This is a genomic window from Ruminococcus albus 7 = DSM 20455, from assembly GCF_000179635.2.
GTDB lineage: Bacteria > Bacillota > Clostridia > Oscillospirales > Ruminococcaceae > Hominimerdicola > Hominimerdicola alba.
In genome coordinates this window covers 334,101-349,556 of the sequence record NC_014824.1, presented here as the reverse complement: position 1 = coordinate 349,556, position 15,456 = coordinate 334,101, and the positions used below count along the sequence as shown (strand labels likewise).

At 36.5% G+C, this 15,456-nt stretch carries 16 protein-coding genes; all 16 read right to left on the bottom strand.

The genetic code is table 11. The features are described from left to right. Positions 1 to 6: 6 nt before the first annotated feature. The 16 genes from RUMAL_RS18360 to RUMAL_RS18285 all read right to left on the bottom strand — a co-directional run bounded on the left by RUMAL_RS18360 (position 7) and on the right by RUMAL_RS18285 (position 15,351). Positions 7 to 852, bottom strand: a complete 846-nt coding sequence (locus RUMAL_RS18360) for a LicD family protein (RefSeq protein ID WP_013483596.1) — start codon at positions 850 to 852, stop codon at positions 7 to 9. 18 nt (positions 853 to 870) lie between these two features. Then, a complete protein-coding gene (locus RUMAL_RS18355) occupies positions 871 to 1,668 on the bottom strand; it encodes a GNAT family N-acetyltransferase (protein ID WP_013483595.1) in 798 nt (265 codons plus the stop codon). An 18-nt stretch (positions 1,669 to 1,686) separates the two neighbouring features. After that, positions 1,687 to 2,535: a LicD family protein gene (locus RUMAL_RS18350; protein WP_013483594.1), complete on the bottom strand. Its 849-nt coding sequence runs from the start codon at positions 2,533 to 2,535 to the stop codon at positions 1,687 to 1,689. Positions 2,536 to 2,547: 12 nt separating this feature from the next. Further along, on the bottom strand, positions 2,548 to 3,822 hold the full coding sequence (locus tag RUMAL_RS18345) for an adenylyltransferase/cytidyltransferase family protein (RefSeq protein WP_013483593.1): 1,275 nt from the start codon (positions 3,820 to 3,822) through the stop codon (positions 2,548 to 2,550). Between the two features lie 28 nt (positions 3,823 to 3,850). Beyond that, entirely contained in the window at positions 3,851 to 4,924 is a 1,074-nt protein-coding gene (locus RUMAL_RS18340) for a pyridoxal-phosphate-dependent aminotransferase family protein (RefSeq protein WP_013483592.1), read from the bottom strand. Positions 4,925 to 4,937: 13 nt separating this feature from the next. Then, positions 4,938 to 5,777, bottom strand: coding sequence for a LicD family protein (locus tag RUMAL_RS18335; RefSeq protein WP_013483591.1), 840 nt, complete (start codon positions 5,775 to 5,777; stop codon positions 4,938 to 4,940). Between the two features lie 134 nt (positions 5,778 to 5,911). After that, positions 5,912 to 7,219: an O-antigen polymerase gene (locus RUMAL_RS18330; RefSeq protein WP_013483590.1), complete on the bottom strand. Its 1,308-nt coding sequence runs from the start codon at positions 7,217 to 7,219 to the stop codon at positions 5,912 to 5,914. A gap of 243 nt (positions 7,220 to 7,462) precedes the next feature. After that, positions 7,463 to 8,530 (bottom strand): glycosyltransferase, encoded by a 1,068-nt coding sequence (locus tag RUMAL_RS18325; RefSeq protein WP_013483589.1) that lies wholly within the window; start codon positions 8,528 to 8,530, stop codon positions 7,463 to 7,465. After that, positions 8,511 to 9,656, bottom strand: a complete 1,146-nt coding sequence (wecB, locus tag RUMAL_RS18320) for a non-hydrolyzing UDP-N-acetylglucosamine 2-epimerase (RefSeq protein ID WP_028504351.1) — start codon at positions 9,654 to 9,656, stop codon at positions 8,511 to 8,513. Before wecB ends, RUMAL_RS18325 begins: the two co-directional genes overlap by 20 nt. Positions 9,657 to 9,688: 32 nt before the next feature. Then, on the bottom strand, positions 9,689 to 10,543 hold the full coding sequence (locus tag RUMAL_RS18315; RefSeq protein ID WP_013483587.1) for an SDR family oxidoreductase: 855 nt from the start codon (positions 10,541 to 10,543) through the stop codon (positions 9,689 to 9,691). A gap of 9 nt (positions 10,544 to 10,552) precedes the next feature. Then, positions 10,553 to 11,593 carry a polysaccharide biosynthesis protein gene (locus RUMAL_RS18310; RefSeq protein WP_013483586.1) on the bottom strand — a complete coding sequence of 347 codons (1,041 nt, stop codon included), beginning with the start codon at positions 11,591 to 11,593 and terminating at the stop codon, positions 10,553 to 10,555. Positions 11,594 to 11,600: 7 nt separating this feature from the next. Next, complete coding sequence (locus RUMAL_RS18305) at positions 11,601 to 12,815, bottom strand: glycosyltransferase family 4 protein (RefSeq protein ID WP_013483585.1); 1,215 nt, start codon at positions 12,813 to 12,815, stop codon at positions 11,601 to 11,603. Between the two features lie 2 nt (positions 12,816 to 12,817). Continuing rightward, positions 12,818 to 13,690: an NAD-dependent epimerase/dehydratase family protein gene (locus RUMAL_RS18300; protein ID WP_013483584.1), complete on the bottom strand. Its 873-nt coding sequence runs from the start codon at positions 13,688 to 13,690 to the stop codon at positions 12,818 to 12,820. Continuing rightward, positions 13,691 to 14,581 carry a sugar transferase gene (locus RUMAL_RS18295; protein WP_013483583.1) on the bottom strand — a complete coding sequence of 297 codons (891 nt, stop codon included), beginning with the start codon at positions 14,579 to 14,581 and terminating at the stop codon, positions 13,691 to 13,693. 19 nt (positions 14,582 to 14,600) lie between these two features. Continuing rightward, complete coding sequence (locus tag RUMAL_RS18290; protein ID WP_154662850.1) at positions 14,601 to 15,098, bottom strand: PglD-related sugar-binding protein; 498 nt, start codon at positions 15,096 to 15,098, stop codon at positions 14,601 to 14,603. Between the two features lies 1 nt (position 15,099). After that, positions 15,100 to 15,351: a hypothetical protein gene (locus tag RUMAL_RS18285; protein ID WP_157865506.1), complete on the bottom strand. Its 252-nt coding sequence runs from the start codon at positions 15,349 to 15,351 to the stop codon at positions 15,100 to 15,102. Positions 15,352 to 15,456: the final 105 nt, after the last annotated feature.

Genomic DNA, 15,456 nt, shown 5'->3' with positions numbered 1-15,456 from the left:
ATAAATCTACTTCATATACTTTCTCCAAGGTGTTTCAGTATCTATAACAATCATTTCATGCCGAGATCCATTTTCAATGGGTGTTCTCCAATCGCCATATTGTTTATCCAAAACAGCCTCGTAGTATTTTGGCACTTTGATTGTCGTATTTTCAAATGGTAAATCAATATACTCGTCATAGAGTGCTGTTTCCCACATAAGAGAATCTAAATGCACACGAGAAGAAGTTGCACCTACTATCGATGTAGGTTTATCATCAATTGCACAAGCGTTTAGATAGGCCCATTTGATATCCGTGATTGTCATTGATTCACTTACGCATTTATAATACATTATGTACTTTTCATAGTCTGGGTTTGGTGTTTTTCCTCTGTTAATTTGGACTAATGCGTCATGTCCTCTAATGCATTTCCAGAAAAACATAATGGTTTCCTTTTGAGCAGCCTGATCAGCCTTAGATTCAGGAACATAGAACAGCGGAAAAATGTCAATAAAAATACCTTTGTCATAGTCAGCACCGACATTTTCATACTCCCATTTTGTAAAACCAGTAGTATCACTTCTTCTAAGTCTACTAGCACTTGTTTCACCGTCCTTTTCATTCAGAAAACTCTGAAAGAAGAACGGATAGGAACATTCTTTTGGTGCTACTTCCAATAACTTTTTGTAATCCGCCCACGGAAGAAAAACATCAATATCATCATCCCAGGGAATAAAACCCTTATGACGTACTGCACCAAGTAAAGTTCCGGAACTTGCACAGTATTTCAAACCGTACTTATTACAAATATCCTTTAGTTTTTCAAGGAGATCAAGCTCAACTGCCCATATTTTTTTGTTTTCTTCATTCATATTATCCACCTATTAACGTTAGAATACTATTTTAGACCACTCACAAACCTCTTCAAAACCAAGTTTCTTATGTAAAGCACGAGATTCAAACGAATAATAAAATGAATAGACCTCTTTCCCTTCTTCCAGCAACTCTTTACAGATATCTCCCCATATTTCTGAAGCATGACCCTGCCTGCGATATTCTTTCCTGACAAGTAATTCTGCTACAACAGACACATTTTCAAATTCTGCATTTGTACAAGCGTGTGCTATTACTAATTCATTATCCTTGATAACTAAATTCCGTGAATACCCTTCTTTATTTCTTTCTTCAAGCTGTTTTGCCAGTTCATCATATTTATACGATCTCCCGATATCCTCATCATCATAGATCATTTTGACAATCTGTTCAAAATCTTTACTCTCAGCCTTTTCTGCCAGACCATTAGGAGTTGTTTTAAGAGCATTTATTTGAGCTACCCACCCCTTTGTAACAGAAAATTGTTTGTCTGTCTTTTTGGAAAGGTTTGAAGCAATCTTATCAGCGGTTGAAGCTTCACAATAAAGCATAGTCAGTTCTTTCTTAGAGAAAATGAAGTCGGTCAGTTCTTCATTATCAAAATAATTATCCTTTGAATAGATGTGTAAACAAGAGTAATACTGCAACATAACAGAACTGATATCACCCTTGCAGTATTGGATAAACGCTTCAATTCTGCCGTGTTCCAAACCATATTTATTTACATTAAGAAAGAGATATAGGCATTTTGGATAATCATTGCCTATATAAGATAAGATCAGATCAATGTCTGACTGCTTGCATTTTACTATCATTCTATTTCTCCTTCTTGTTTATTCTTCAGGAAACTTTATTTCCGAAAACGGCGAATGCTGTTCTCTGCCTTTTTCATCTGGAATTTCCATATAATCTCCGTAAATATACTTTAACACCGTATCAAAGTCACGAGAACTGAAAAAATACTTTCCCTCAAAGAAATATTTCTTTCTTTCTGTAAACCATGATTTTGGCATTCCATAACGCTCGTTGATAGGGTTTTTCTTATACAAGGTTCCTGTAGCCGGGAAAGAAAGACATCTCACTCTGTTGGGAGTGCGATTTCTGCTCTTTTTCTCATAAATCTTATACTGATCAAATGCAAATGAAACAGGAATCTTCGATAAAAGAGTGAACCATATCTTCCAAAAGCCTTTTGTGTTGTATTTAGCAACTTCGGACCATAAAATCTTTCTTAGACAAAAGCAATGCAAATCCTGTAGTATCTGTCCAAATACTGACAAAGGAATATCATCCATAGGAAATACATCAACAAATATACCCGTCTTACATTTCAGATGTTCCTGACCAACACGAACATATTTCGTTCCTGTTCTACGCAACTTCCCATATCCCCATCTATACTCTGGGTCTGTATCATGATCCTGGAAATAACAAATATCCGGATTCAATTCGTTTATATGACGTTTAAATTTATTGTAATCTTCACGCAGCATTCCAATATCCGCATCATCGTCCCATGGAATATATCCTTTATGACGCACCGCACCAAGAAGACTTCCGCCAAACAAAACATATCTGATCTTATTCTTCTGGCACACCCTGTCAAACTCAACAAGCATATCGAGTTCTGTCAGCTGCATTTTTCTAAACTGTTCCGGACTTAATTCTTTTGCATTATTCATTGTTATTCCTTTTCATATTTCAATGTAATCATTAGAATTGTACTTTTCTATTGTCTTAGAGATTTCTGACGATATAGAATTATTGATATAGAAATTATCTCGTCCACTTTCTACCGATTTTGCAAACGCAACTATTTCATACCTAATTCCCTCTCCATCTAACTGATAAAAATACCTTTTATTATCAGCTGGATTTTCAAATCGAATCTCAAAATAATCAGTTTTCCACCAAGGTGCAGGAACATAAATGTATCCCTTGGTACCAGTAATAACGAGTTCACCTTCGGCCTTTGCTGCTTTTGCTACTCTTGCAGATGCAACAGCCTTATCATAAACGAAATCAATTTTAGTATATCCATCAAAGTTTATATTACTGTCAATAATTTGAGTAATAATATTACTTGATCTATACTCCGTCCCAAGCAACTGAAAAATTGGAAGCATAGCTGTTGGTCCCCATGCGCATATACTATTTTGTTTACGTGACAAATCGACATTTTCATCATATACATTATCACTCAAGCTTGTACATACTGAATCCACGGATATAATATCACCTATCCTACCGCTTTTTGCAACAACAAGCAACCTTGAATAAGCAGTAGAATATGCAGTTTTAATCGCATCAGTCAAAATAAGACCTTTTTCATGAGCCAGATTCAAAAGCTCTCTGCATTCACCAACTTTGAGTGCAATAGGTGACTCGCAGATGACGTGCTTCCCAAGTTCCAGCGCTCTCTTAACATCGGCATAGTGTCTTTCGGGATGTGTTGCAATATATACCGCATCAACGTTTTTAAAATCATTACCACATTCCTGATACTCAACACCGTTCACGAACTGCATTTCTCTTTTGAATTTTGAACACAGTCCTTTTCCGCCGATGGTTCCAATTTTAAGCTTTCTCTTTTCAGCTCGTATTTCAGAGCTTGATACGCCCTCAGTACGGGGAAGATATACGACCTTGCAGTATTCATTAAGATAGTCAAACTTGCCTTCCCAATCAGAACCAACAGTAAAAATATCGACCTGATAACGGCGGATATCATCTATTTTTTGACCTTCGTATTCTTCAACTATTATTTCATCAGCAATACCTATCGCTTTGACTGCTTCAACACGTTCCATCAAGGATTGCTGAAGATTAATTTTTCCTCTTGTTTTATCATAGTCATCAGATGTTACACCAACTATAAGATAATCACCAAGTGCTTTGGCTCTTTCAAGTAGACGAATATGTCCATAATGGAGCATATCATATGTTCCGTATGTAATTACTTTGATCACTATATCATCTCCATTAAAAACGTTTTTCTCACAGTTTACCTTTTCTTTGCATATCTTTCAAAGCGTTTATAAGCGTAGTATTGTCTTCGTGATTCAAGTAACCAATGTGACCAACACGGAATATAGTACTTTTCATTTCTCCGCCGTTCGGACAAATCCAGATTCCATAATGGTCTTTAAGTTCCATGAAAATCTCATAGGCATCTGCATTCAACGGATGAACCGATGTAACACCATTAGCTGGAGACTCAGATACAAATTCAAATGGCAATTCTTTGATCTTCTCACGGAAATCTTGTGCCTGGGCTGCAACACGGGCAATTTCAGCATCTGCCCCACCTGCTGCCTCAATTTCCTTCAGTCGTGTGTTTATCTGACGAAGTATACCAACAGCAGGAGTGAACGGTGTCTGTCCACGTTCCATATTTTTGAGAACATCTGCAAGATTGAAGTACATTGACTTCACATTTGCGTTTGTCACACGCTCCGCAGCCCTGGGAGCAAGAACAATCATGGAAACGCCAGGAGGGCAAGCAAGAACCTTCTGCGAACCGGTTATCATTACATCCGCACCGCAGTGTGCCATATCAAACGTATCAGCTAGGAATGCCGAAACACAGTCGCAAACGTAGAAGATATCATTCTTTTTACAGAATTCACCAATCATTTCCGAATCATAAAGGACACCGGTAGAAGTTTCATCAATATTGACAAGCAATCCAGTATAGTCCTTGTTGTCGTATTCATATAGTCTTTCTTTGGTAAGCTTCTGTCCATGATTCAGCTTCAGAATATCGTGTGGAACATCATGAATCTCGCACAGTTCAACAAATCGCTGACCAAAGCTACCGCCGTTGATAACCAGCACCTTATCCGATGCTGTAAAACAGTTCATAACTGTCGCTTCCATCGATCCAGTAGAAGAATTGGTCATAAAAGCTACTCTCGATCCTGCGGGCGCTTTGGAAAACTTCAGCATAAGCTTTTCATTTTCCAGCATCAATTCTGAAAATTCCGGCGTTCTGAAATAGGGAACCTGCTCACCGCCAACCGCACATACTTCATCACTGCACATAACTGGACCTACTGTAAAGTTTAACATTCTATTCACCTCATTATTTTTTCCAATAAGCATTATTGACATGATGCGTAATCTGTTTTTCAACAGGAGGCAATTTCATATAATCTCCATAATGAGCAGTTAATATCTCATCATAACCACAAGGAATTCTAAACTGTGTATCTTCAAACTGCATCATTTTGTAATCACTATATGCTGATCTTGGAAATCGGTATCTATCCCCGATACCAATATGACACACATATTCCGATTTTTCAAAATCATATTGATTTGATAATTGTTTTACTTTGCGTGCAACTGCCTTAAAACTCATAAATGGACAAAAATGAGCTTTGAAGCGATTTTTAACGAAATCTTTTCCGATTGTCAACATCCTGCGAAAAAAAATCTTCTTTTTCAGCATATACGTTTTATTATATCCTCTAATTGTTTTTTGATATTTATCATACTCATTCGGATTTGATGGTGCTCCATCAATTGGAAAGACATCAATGTCAATCCCAATCAGACCAAATTTATAGTTCAAATAGGGCTCAATCTTGATAGTTCGAGTATCGATAATCTTGACAAAATAATGCTGTGCTTCGTCATCAGAAGGCTGAATTAAATGATATGTTCCATCATTATCTTTTGAATTGAATAATTCACACATTTTTTCATAATCTGGTCTTGGCATCCGTATATCAATATCATCATCCCAAGGAATATAGCCATGATGCCTGACAGCTCCAAGTAGCGTTCCATCAGCCAAAAAATATCGAAGCCCATTCTTTTCACAAAAACTTGCAACATATTTCAGAATGTCTAGTTGTATTTTCAACTGTTCTTGACTATTTATTGTTTTGCCGATAAAATCTTTATAAAATTGTTTCACTCTAACTCTCCTTAGCTATGTTTTGGGGAAGTATCAAAAAAATGTAAACTAATGAGACTTTTTTAATGATTGCAACATATTGCATATTTCTGTAAAAATGGGTTTAATATTAAGTTATAAAGCATTTTATTCGATTAAGCTTTGGCATATTGTAATTTGTCGCGTTCATTCATTCTCATATATTGTCGTTTCATAAAAAAAGCATTGAACTGTTCAGTAATATAATACACAACAAAAACTAGAAATGCTCCTCTAAATAATGGAGACGGAGAATACAAAAACCATCTTGGAGTTGTGACAACAAAGTAAAGTAAAATACATTTTGATAAACCTGATTTTTTGTAAAAAGACTTCAAGTCATTTATGTATTTTGCAACTACAAGACTTATCAAAATTGTCCCTATGTATCCCATAAAGAAATGTCCGAAAAATGGAAGCACACCGCCATAATAATGTATGTAATAACGTCTTGTTATTTGAGCAACATTCGATTCTCTGATTAAACTTCCTCCTACCAACTGTGAACATATCCAATTTATAAATATCCTTAATCTTTCTGGTAAAGATAGTATTGATTCGGTTTTAATAAATGTTAAGGAAGTGTAATACGCAGAGTATGCTGTATCAAGAGTTAATGCTTTATTATTGCTCGATTCAAAAATATCATTTATAGTTGAGGTTGACAGTCGAAAATTAGCTCTAAAAAGTCCAACTCCAGTAAATATGATAAACGAAAATATTACAACTGGAATCATTGTTTTTAAATTAGTCTTAGATTTCTTGTGAACAAAAAGAATAAAAAAAATTGTCAACTCTTGCAGGGCAGTAATTCTACCTCCGTAATACAAGTTCTGTAAAGCATATAAAATCAAGAGAAAAGAACTTAAATTAATATAATACTTGTTTGAATGAAAGAAATAATAACCAACGATAAATAGTACTATAGAGTACTCGTATATCGTAGAAGGTGACCCTCGACCACCTTCCTTAGCTGGTCGGGAAAATCCAAAGATCAGGATGAATGTCAAAAGAAATAAATAGCCCCATGCGATTATCTCACTAACGGGCTTATTATATTTCCATGCTATTTCATAGTTTTTGCTGTCACTATTTTTTGTGAACAAACATAAAATCAAATTAAATATCAATAGTACTCTTAATCCTATTACTGATACTGCTGAGTACGAATCTCTAAGATAAAATGAATGCATATCAAGAAAGTAATTTGCAAAGATTATACTGTAATTAAACCAAAATAAAAATAATGCAACAATAAAAGACATAATATTCTTATACGATTTAATTATGAAAATAATACTTAGAAATACAATATATCCACCTACTAATGGTAATTCATTTACATTCGGAAAAATATACATAACCGCGGATGACAGTATTAGTAATAACAATTTAGCCGATATATCTATATTATTTTTTTTCATCAAAATCACCTGTTAGCATCTTATATTCGTGTGGAATTCGCGTTGAGACTAAAATAATAGTTTTCCTCAAATTCATTCCACGGAGTTTGGTCTCAAATTATTGGTACACATATCTGCTAACGCTTCATAAATCACAAAACCATTTTTTTCTTTAATTGTATAAACCGCTTATGGTATTATCCGTATTCTTCTCTTCATCTATAAATAGAAACATGAGACCCTTCATAAACTAATTCATTTCCATTATAACAAGTCAAAAACTTTCTTCCAGGTATTATCTTTAATCATGTGACAATCTACAGTATGAGAAGGTCTAAAGTCGAATGCTTTTTTCATGCACTTAAACATTTCATTCATATCGCCTGTTTTAAATAAAAATGCCGCTTCATTGTTGCTTAATATCTCTATGGCATAATCGTGCGCAGATGATACAATAGGTGTTCCAACTAATGCAGCCTCCATAAATGGCAGCGGAAAAGATTCAATATCTGAATTATTTATGAGTGAATAATTTCTATAATATTCAATAATCGTGCTTCTTGACTGATAACCAATAAAACTAACAATTCCTAATTTCTTAGCAAAATTATACACTCGTTTGGAATATTCGTTTTCATTACCTGTTAGTGTAATAATTACTTCAAGTTTGTTATATAAAAACCACTTTTTGTTAATTTTTATACATTTAAGTATATCTTCTATTTTTTTAAATGGAACCGCAGACGTCGGATAAATAAACCCCTTTATGGGAAATCTCGCTGTATTTATATATTCATCATCAATATGAACATTTGGATTAATAACAATCTTATTAATTTTGGGAAGAAAAACTTGTAATTTATTCTTTACTGTATTTGTCTGACAAATGATAGTATTTGCAAATTTCATACTTCTAATTGTATAAGGTGCTATTAATCTTGTGTACAACGCAAACTTACGTTCTTCTTTATTGAACAGTGAATACTTTTTTTTACTCTCTAAAAGTAATACATTGTGAAAATAAACAATCTGTCTAAAACCACGAAAAAAGAAACCCGTATTTTGAAGAGAAATAATTGTATCTATTCTATACTTAGTAAAATCCTTTTTAGCTTCTAGTAGTTCCCACTTTAATCGGCAAAACCATGATTTTTTTATTTCTGGTTTTATTACAACATGAAACTTATTGTTCTCAATTTCAATTGATTGGCTTACAAATATATAGTATTCATTCTTATCATCGTCTATTGAATGAAGATAATTTAGAAAATCCATCAATACTGACAATGCTCCACCACTTTCAGCAGCAACATCAACAATCGCTATTCTCATTGCATTTTCTCCAAACCATCTTATTTATTATACCGACATAACTCTGAATCAGTTTGATTACCTTGACACTTACATTCTTATCAACATATCCCGGCACATCAACTGCATCATCACCATTAGCATGCATAGACACAGCAAGATCAACAGCCTGAAGTACCTGTTCAGTAGTTATGCTACCGATTGTAAAAACGCCCTTATCCATTGCTTCGGGACGTTCCGTACTTGTTCTGATAGATACAGCTGGGAACTTGAAGTATGCACCTTCCTCAGGAATAGTTCCGCTATCGCTAACAACACAAAAAGCGTTCTGTTGCAACTTGTTATAATCAAAGAAACCAAGCGGCTTGTGCTGGATGACTCTGCTGTCAAACTTAAAGCCTCTGGCTTCTATGTATTTCTTACTCCTCGGATGACAAGAATAGAGAATAGGCATATCATACTTTTCAGCCATAGCATTGACAGCATTCATAAGGCTAAAGAAGTTTTCTTCAATATCTATATTCTCTTCACGATGTGCTGAAAGCAGTATATATCCGTTAGATTTTAATCCAAGAGTCTCAAGAATAGTGCTGTTTTCAATTTGAGCTTTACAAGAAGAGAGAACTTCTGCCATAGGAGAACCGACTACATAGGTATACTCCGGTTTTACGCCGGTATCAAGAATATATCTGCGGGCATGTTCAGAATAGCACAGATTGACATCGCTGGTAACATCAACAATTCTTCTAATAACCTCTTCAGGCAGATTCTCATCTTTGCATCTGTTTCCGGCTTCCATATGGAATACCGGAATCTTGAGTCTCTTTGCAGAAATAACGCAAAGACATGAGTTTGTATCTCCAAGCACTATTATAGCATCTGGTTTTACTTCCTGCATAAGCTCATAAGACTTTGAGATTACATTACCCATTGTCTGACCAAGATTCTCACCAACCACACCAAGATAGTAATCAGGCTCTCTGAGACCCAAATCTTCAAAGAACACCTTGTTAAGCTCATAATCGTAATTCTGACCTGTGTGAACAAGTATCTGATCAAAGTACTGATCAGCTTTCTTAATGATTGCAGACATTTTAATGATCTCAGGTCTTGTTCCGACAATAGTCATCAAACGCAATTTCTTTATCTCCATGTATTTTACTCCTCAAATCCTCGCCATTAAAGTTCATAATGTGGATATAATGATTTATGTGCTCTCATCCAATCAGCAAGTTCCGCTACCATTTGCTCATAATCAGGGATAAGATAGTCAAATTCAAATCTTGTACGTTTTAAAGATTTATCAGCTACTGTTTTATCAACAGGAATGATATTGATCTTATCATTTCTCATGTAGTGATTAAAGAGCTTAAGCAATTCGTATTTATTTATACTTTCAGAAGGTACGGTATTAAACAATCCATGAGCCTTAGTTTTAGCCGCAACTTCCATTGTTTTTGCAAGCTGTAAAGTTGTCTGTCCTGTCCAGATTGCTCCTAAGAAGCCATTTACCGTATCTTCTTGCTTCATAAACCAGTTGAGAAGTCCTATACCATTTGGATTAATATCAGGACCTACGATTGAATTACGCATAGTTATATTCCTATCATCTTCCAGTTCACCAAGAGCTTTTGAACGATCATAGAAGGTCTCCCCGTCACGCAAATCATCTTCAGTATACTGCCCACGCTTTCCGGAGAAAACACAATCTGTACTCATATGTATTACCTGAGTATCTGTTCCTTCTGTCAATTCTGCAAGATAATGCGGAAAATATCCGTTAAGATAAGCTGCGCTGGATTTATTGTTCTCTGCGAACTGATTAAGAAGTCCAATACAGTTGATAATACTGTCATACCTATTAACGCCGACAAGATCTTTTATAAACGCGGAATCCATTGCGTTTCCAGTTGTGCTTTCAATCAAAGTGGAAGGGCGAAGATCAAAGCCAAATACATCATGACCCTGTTCTTTCAAGTATAAGCTAATGGTATGACCAGCCATACCGTTGCATCCAAGAATTAAAAACTTCATGTTATGTACTCACTTCCCGATATTCAACTGCTCATTAACATAATCTGTAGTGAGTAGTTTTTTAATCGTTCCCTCAACATCAAGTCTGACAGTATTATGGCTTGTGTATGCCTCATCAGCCTGAGTCTGAACTTGACCTTTAACGAAATACTTATCATAATTGAGATCACGGTTATCAGCGGAGACACGGAAGTAATCGCCCATGTCCTCAGAACGCAGTCTCTCTTCCTGTGTAAGAAGTGTCTCATAGAGCTTTTCACCATGACGTGTGCCGATGATCCTTGTTCCCGTATCACCAAACAGCTTCTGAACAGCCTTTGCGAGATCTCCTATTGTAGAAGCATCAGCTTTTTGAACAAACAAATCCCCGGGATTAGCGTGCTCAAAAGCGAACTTAACAAGATCGACAGCCTCGTCAAGGTTCATAAGGAAACGAGTCATCTCTGGATTAGTGATTGTTATAGGATTACCCGCTCTAATCTGATCTATAAATAAAGGAATAACAGATCCACGACTACACATTACATTTCCATAACGAGTACAGCAAATAACGGTATTACCTCTTTCTGCAGCTACACGAGCGTTAGCGGTAATAACATGTTCCATCATTGCCTTGGAAATACCCATAGCATTTATAGGATAAGCTGCCTTGTCTGTTGAAAGACAAACAACACGCTTAACACCAGCTTCAATTGCAGCGTGAAGCATATTATCTGTTCCTTCAATATTGGTCTTTACAGCCTGCATAGGAAAAAACTCACAAGAAGGTACCTGTTTTAATGCAGCAGCATGAAATATGAAATCAACACCGGGCATAGCATCTTTTATAGACTGAGGATCACGAACATCTCCGATATAGAACTTAACTTTTTTTGCAGTATCAGGATTCTTTGCCTGCAATTCATGGCGCATATCATCCTGTTTCTTTTCGTCACGGCTGAATATGCGGATTTCTCTTATATCAGTATCTAAAAAATGCTTAAGTACAGTATGACCGAAACTTCCTGTACCACCAGTTATCAATAAAGTAGCTCCATTAAACGTTGACATATTATAATCAAGACCCTTCTAGTATTTTGTCCATTCTATCCATCAGCTTCTTCTTTTCAAAGTTTTCAGAATAGTATTTTAATGCATTATTGCCCATTTCATTCAATTCATTTATACTAGTATTTTTAAGTAATACTATATTATTAGTAAGTGCATCAACATCCTCTGATCCACTTACAAGTCCGGCTTTAGCTTCTTTAATAATGTCTTGAACCTCACCATCAGCCGAAACCAATATTGGCTTACCACAAGCCATACATGATTGAGTTTTAGCAGGTATTGTAATAGAGAACACTTCACTTTTGGATAGACAAATAAGAGAAGCATCAGCAGAAGAAATGTAACTTGGGATTTCTTCAGGATTCTTTCTGTCTATAAAATTAAAGTAATCATCTGTTTTACTATCCTTAACTAATTTCTTTAGTTCAGGCAAATACCTACCATTTCCAATTATATTAAATCTAACCAAAATGCCTTTTGATAATAATTGCTTAGCACTATCAACCAATATTCCTAACCCTTGAGCATAACCAATATTACCTGCAAACACTATATTAAAAATACCATCCTGGGGTATTTCATTATATTGAGGATGAATAATTGGTTTATAGAACTCTTCTGCATACTGAGGCCAAAACTCTATCTTATTAAATGGTATACGCCGTTTACTGATTGATTTGATAAAACTTTTAGAAGAAGTCAATATACGGTTATTTCTTTTATATATGTAATCTACCATCCATTGAATTGGAGTAATTATCCACTTACTTTTTATTCCCGTTATAATCTCGACGTTTTCAGGCCATAAATCAGTAACGTACAAATAATTGGGTATTTTTCTTCTTTTGGAATACCATACACCAACAAGCGCCTGTGTCATGGGAGAAACTTCATATGTAAAAACATAATCGGCTTTAACATTTGTCGTCTTTGCCCAGATTAAACCTGAGATAACAAATGACAGATAATTCAGCGCAAGTCTTACAGAGCCTTGTTTTCTTGCTGTTAGCGGCAGTCGTATTATCTTTACGCCCTTCCATTTCTGTTTTGTATGCCTGAACCAGCCATATCCATCATAGTATTCACCCTGCGGATAATTAGGATAACCGGTAACAACTGTGACCTCATAGCCCCTCTTGACCCATTCAGCGCACATATCGTTTATCCTGAACTGTTCAGGATAAAAATATTGTGTTATGACCAGGATGTGTTTTTTATTCATTTTCATTCCTCAGTTCGCTTTATACTTTCTGCTAAACTGCATACTCTATAATTGCTTTTGTATATGCTCAAACTTCTGTCATAATACAGATTTCCAAACGCCTTGTACACAAGACCGGTGAACAGTCCCAGAATCTTCAATGCCCACTCAAATCCGTGGATCAGATGCACGTTCTTACCGTGAGCCGCACCGATCATCTTGACCATTTCTGAAGTATTGCTATACTCCTTATTCTGCGGCCAGAATGTACCCTGCTCGTTTTTCTCGATCATCAGTCGGATAAACTCGCACAGGTTCTCAATGTAAAGCATCGAGCGTCTGTTTTTGACGTAAGGGAATACAGGCAGCTTCTGTGCCATTTTGGACATCAGCGGGTAATTGCCCTTGCTGCCTTTGCCATAGATCATTGGAGGGCGCAGGATAACGACCTTGAAATTGTCATCATCAAGCTTACGCAGACCGTTCTCTGCCTGTACTTTGCTGTCACCGTAGCAGTTTGCAGGTCTGAGAGGTGTATCCTTTGTGATACGCTTGCCTTTACCAATAGGTCCGCTGTTGCCGTAAACTATTGCGCTGCTCATGAAAATAAATTGCTTAACGCCTTCGGCTTTAGCTTTCTTCGCAGTTTCAATAGTAAGATCAGTGTTTACAGCATAATACAGCTTTTCCTTCTCTTTGCTGATCTTGCCGTTGTCGGAATGCGCGATACCAGCCACATGAAAAACACAATCATACTCGGAAAAATCCTTACTCTTCCAAGCATCACCGATCATATCAACAGTATCGATCTGGTATTCAGCACCGAAATGCGCCATATATTTTTCAAACGAAGTGCCTATGTAACTGTTCGCACCCGTTATAAGGATCTTCTTCATTTACGACACCTTTTCATTCTCTTCCTGCTTATGAATCTCTCCGGTTCCACCCTCAACAACGCCGTCGCTCTTGAGAACAGCCTTTACCGAATCTACAAATACCTTTATATCCATTTTCAGACCCGACCAGCTTGACTTCTTGAGTGCTGCGGCATATTCGCCGTCCAGCTTTGCCTTGTCCGGAATCTCCAACTCATCTCTGCCGTGCACCTGTGCCAGACCTGTAAGTCCAGGCTTTATATCATTTGCACCGTACTTGTCTCGTTCGGCAGTCAAATAATCTTGATTCCACAACGCAGGGCGTGGTCCAATAATACTCATCGAACCAACAAAGCAGTTCCACAGTTGCGGAAGTTCGTCGATGCTGCATTTTCTGATAAGTTTGCCAGTTCGTAGTAGGTATTGATCCGGATTGGATAACTGGTGCGTGGGCATATTTCGGGGTGTATCCATTCTCATCGAACGGAATTTCAGCACATCAAAATAGCCTGTCTGCTCAGATATTCTTTTCTGTTTGAAAATCACCGGACCGGGATCGTCTATCTTAATAGCAATAGCTGCCATTGCATATACGGGTGCAAGCACCACCATACCACAAAAAGAGAGGATAATATCCAATGCTCGCTTGATGTACTTTTCATAAAATGTTTGAATATGTTCACTTATTCCAACAGCTTCAAGGTGTCCTCGTTTTCCGTCAGCATTCACAGGATCATTATCATCTTCGATAAAAACAACCCTTTTCTTATACATTGGATTTTGCTCGGACTGATCATTTCTATATTTATCATTTGCCATTTGATGTTTAGCAATCTTTCGCATAACAATAAATGCTAAGCCTAAAGCAGCTCCTGTTATCGTAGCCGCCTTTTTGATCTTTGCTTTATTCAATCAAACATCCCTCGCTTACTTAATTTTGTGTGATAATCTCTCCGTATTTTGTTGTAATGTACCTTGGAGTATTTACCCTTGCACCGATTATCGAACCACAATCAATGTGACAACCATCGCCAACAATCGCATTGTGATTTACTACCGCTCCTGCGGAAATGATGCAGCCAATGCCGATAACCGATTCTGTATGCACGACGGTCATAGGCTCAACAAAACTACCCTTGCCTATCACAGCACTCGGAGCAACATATGCTCTCGGGGATATCAGAACGGGAATATCATATCCAGCGTTTTCAAGCTGTTCAATCAATTTTAGCCGCATTACTACATTGCCGATAGCGACAACAGCACTATTGTATTCGCCTATATATTTATCAAAGTCATTAAGTTTGCCGATCGCAACCGAAGAATAATCATCAAGAAAAGAAATACGCTCAAATCGTTCCATAGCTTTAGCTATCTCATAAGCGACCTTCCCGTATTGTCCTGCACCAAGTATAAGTAATTTGTTCATATCAAAAAAACGAAGCCTGTTCTTCGCCAATCCAGTTAATATCATTGGTTTTATCATTTTCTTTCAGAACAATGCATACCTTATTGTCCTTAGCTCTGATTTCCGCAACCAAATAATTCTTATCATACGATTTTTCATATGCTGCACTGCCATTCTGAAACTCTGTTTCCTTATTGCCAATTAAAACTATGACAGGAGATGTTATGTTCTTAACAAAAGATGAAATTTTATACGTTAAAGCCATTATGCTCATTCCTCTCCACACTGTTTTATTGGCTTAGCGAGTATACTAAAAAAGTTATAAAAGGCACTATTATCAATATTTCTTTAATCGCAATGATTAAGGAAATTCCAAAAA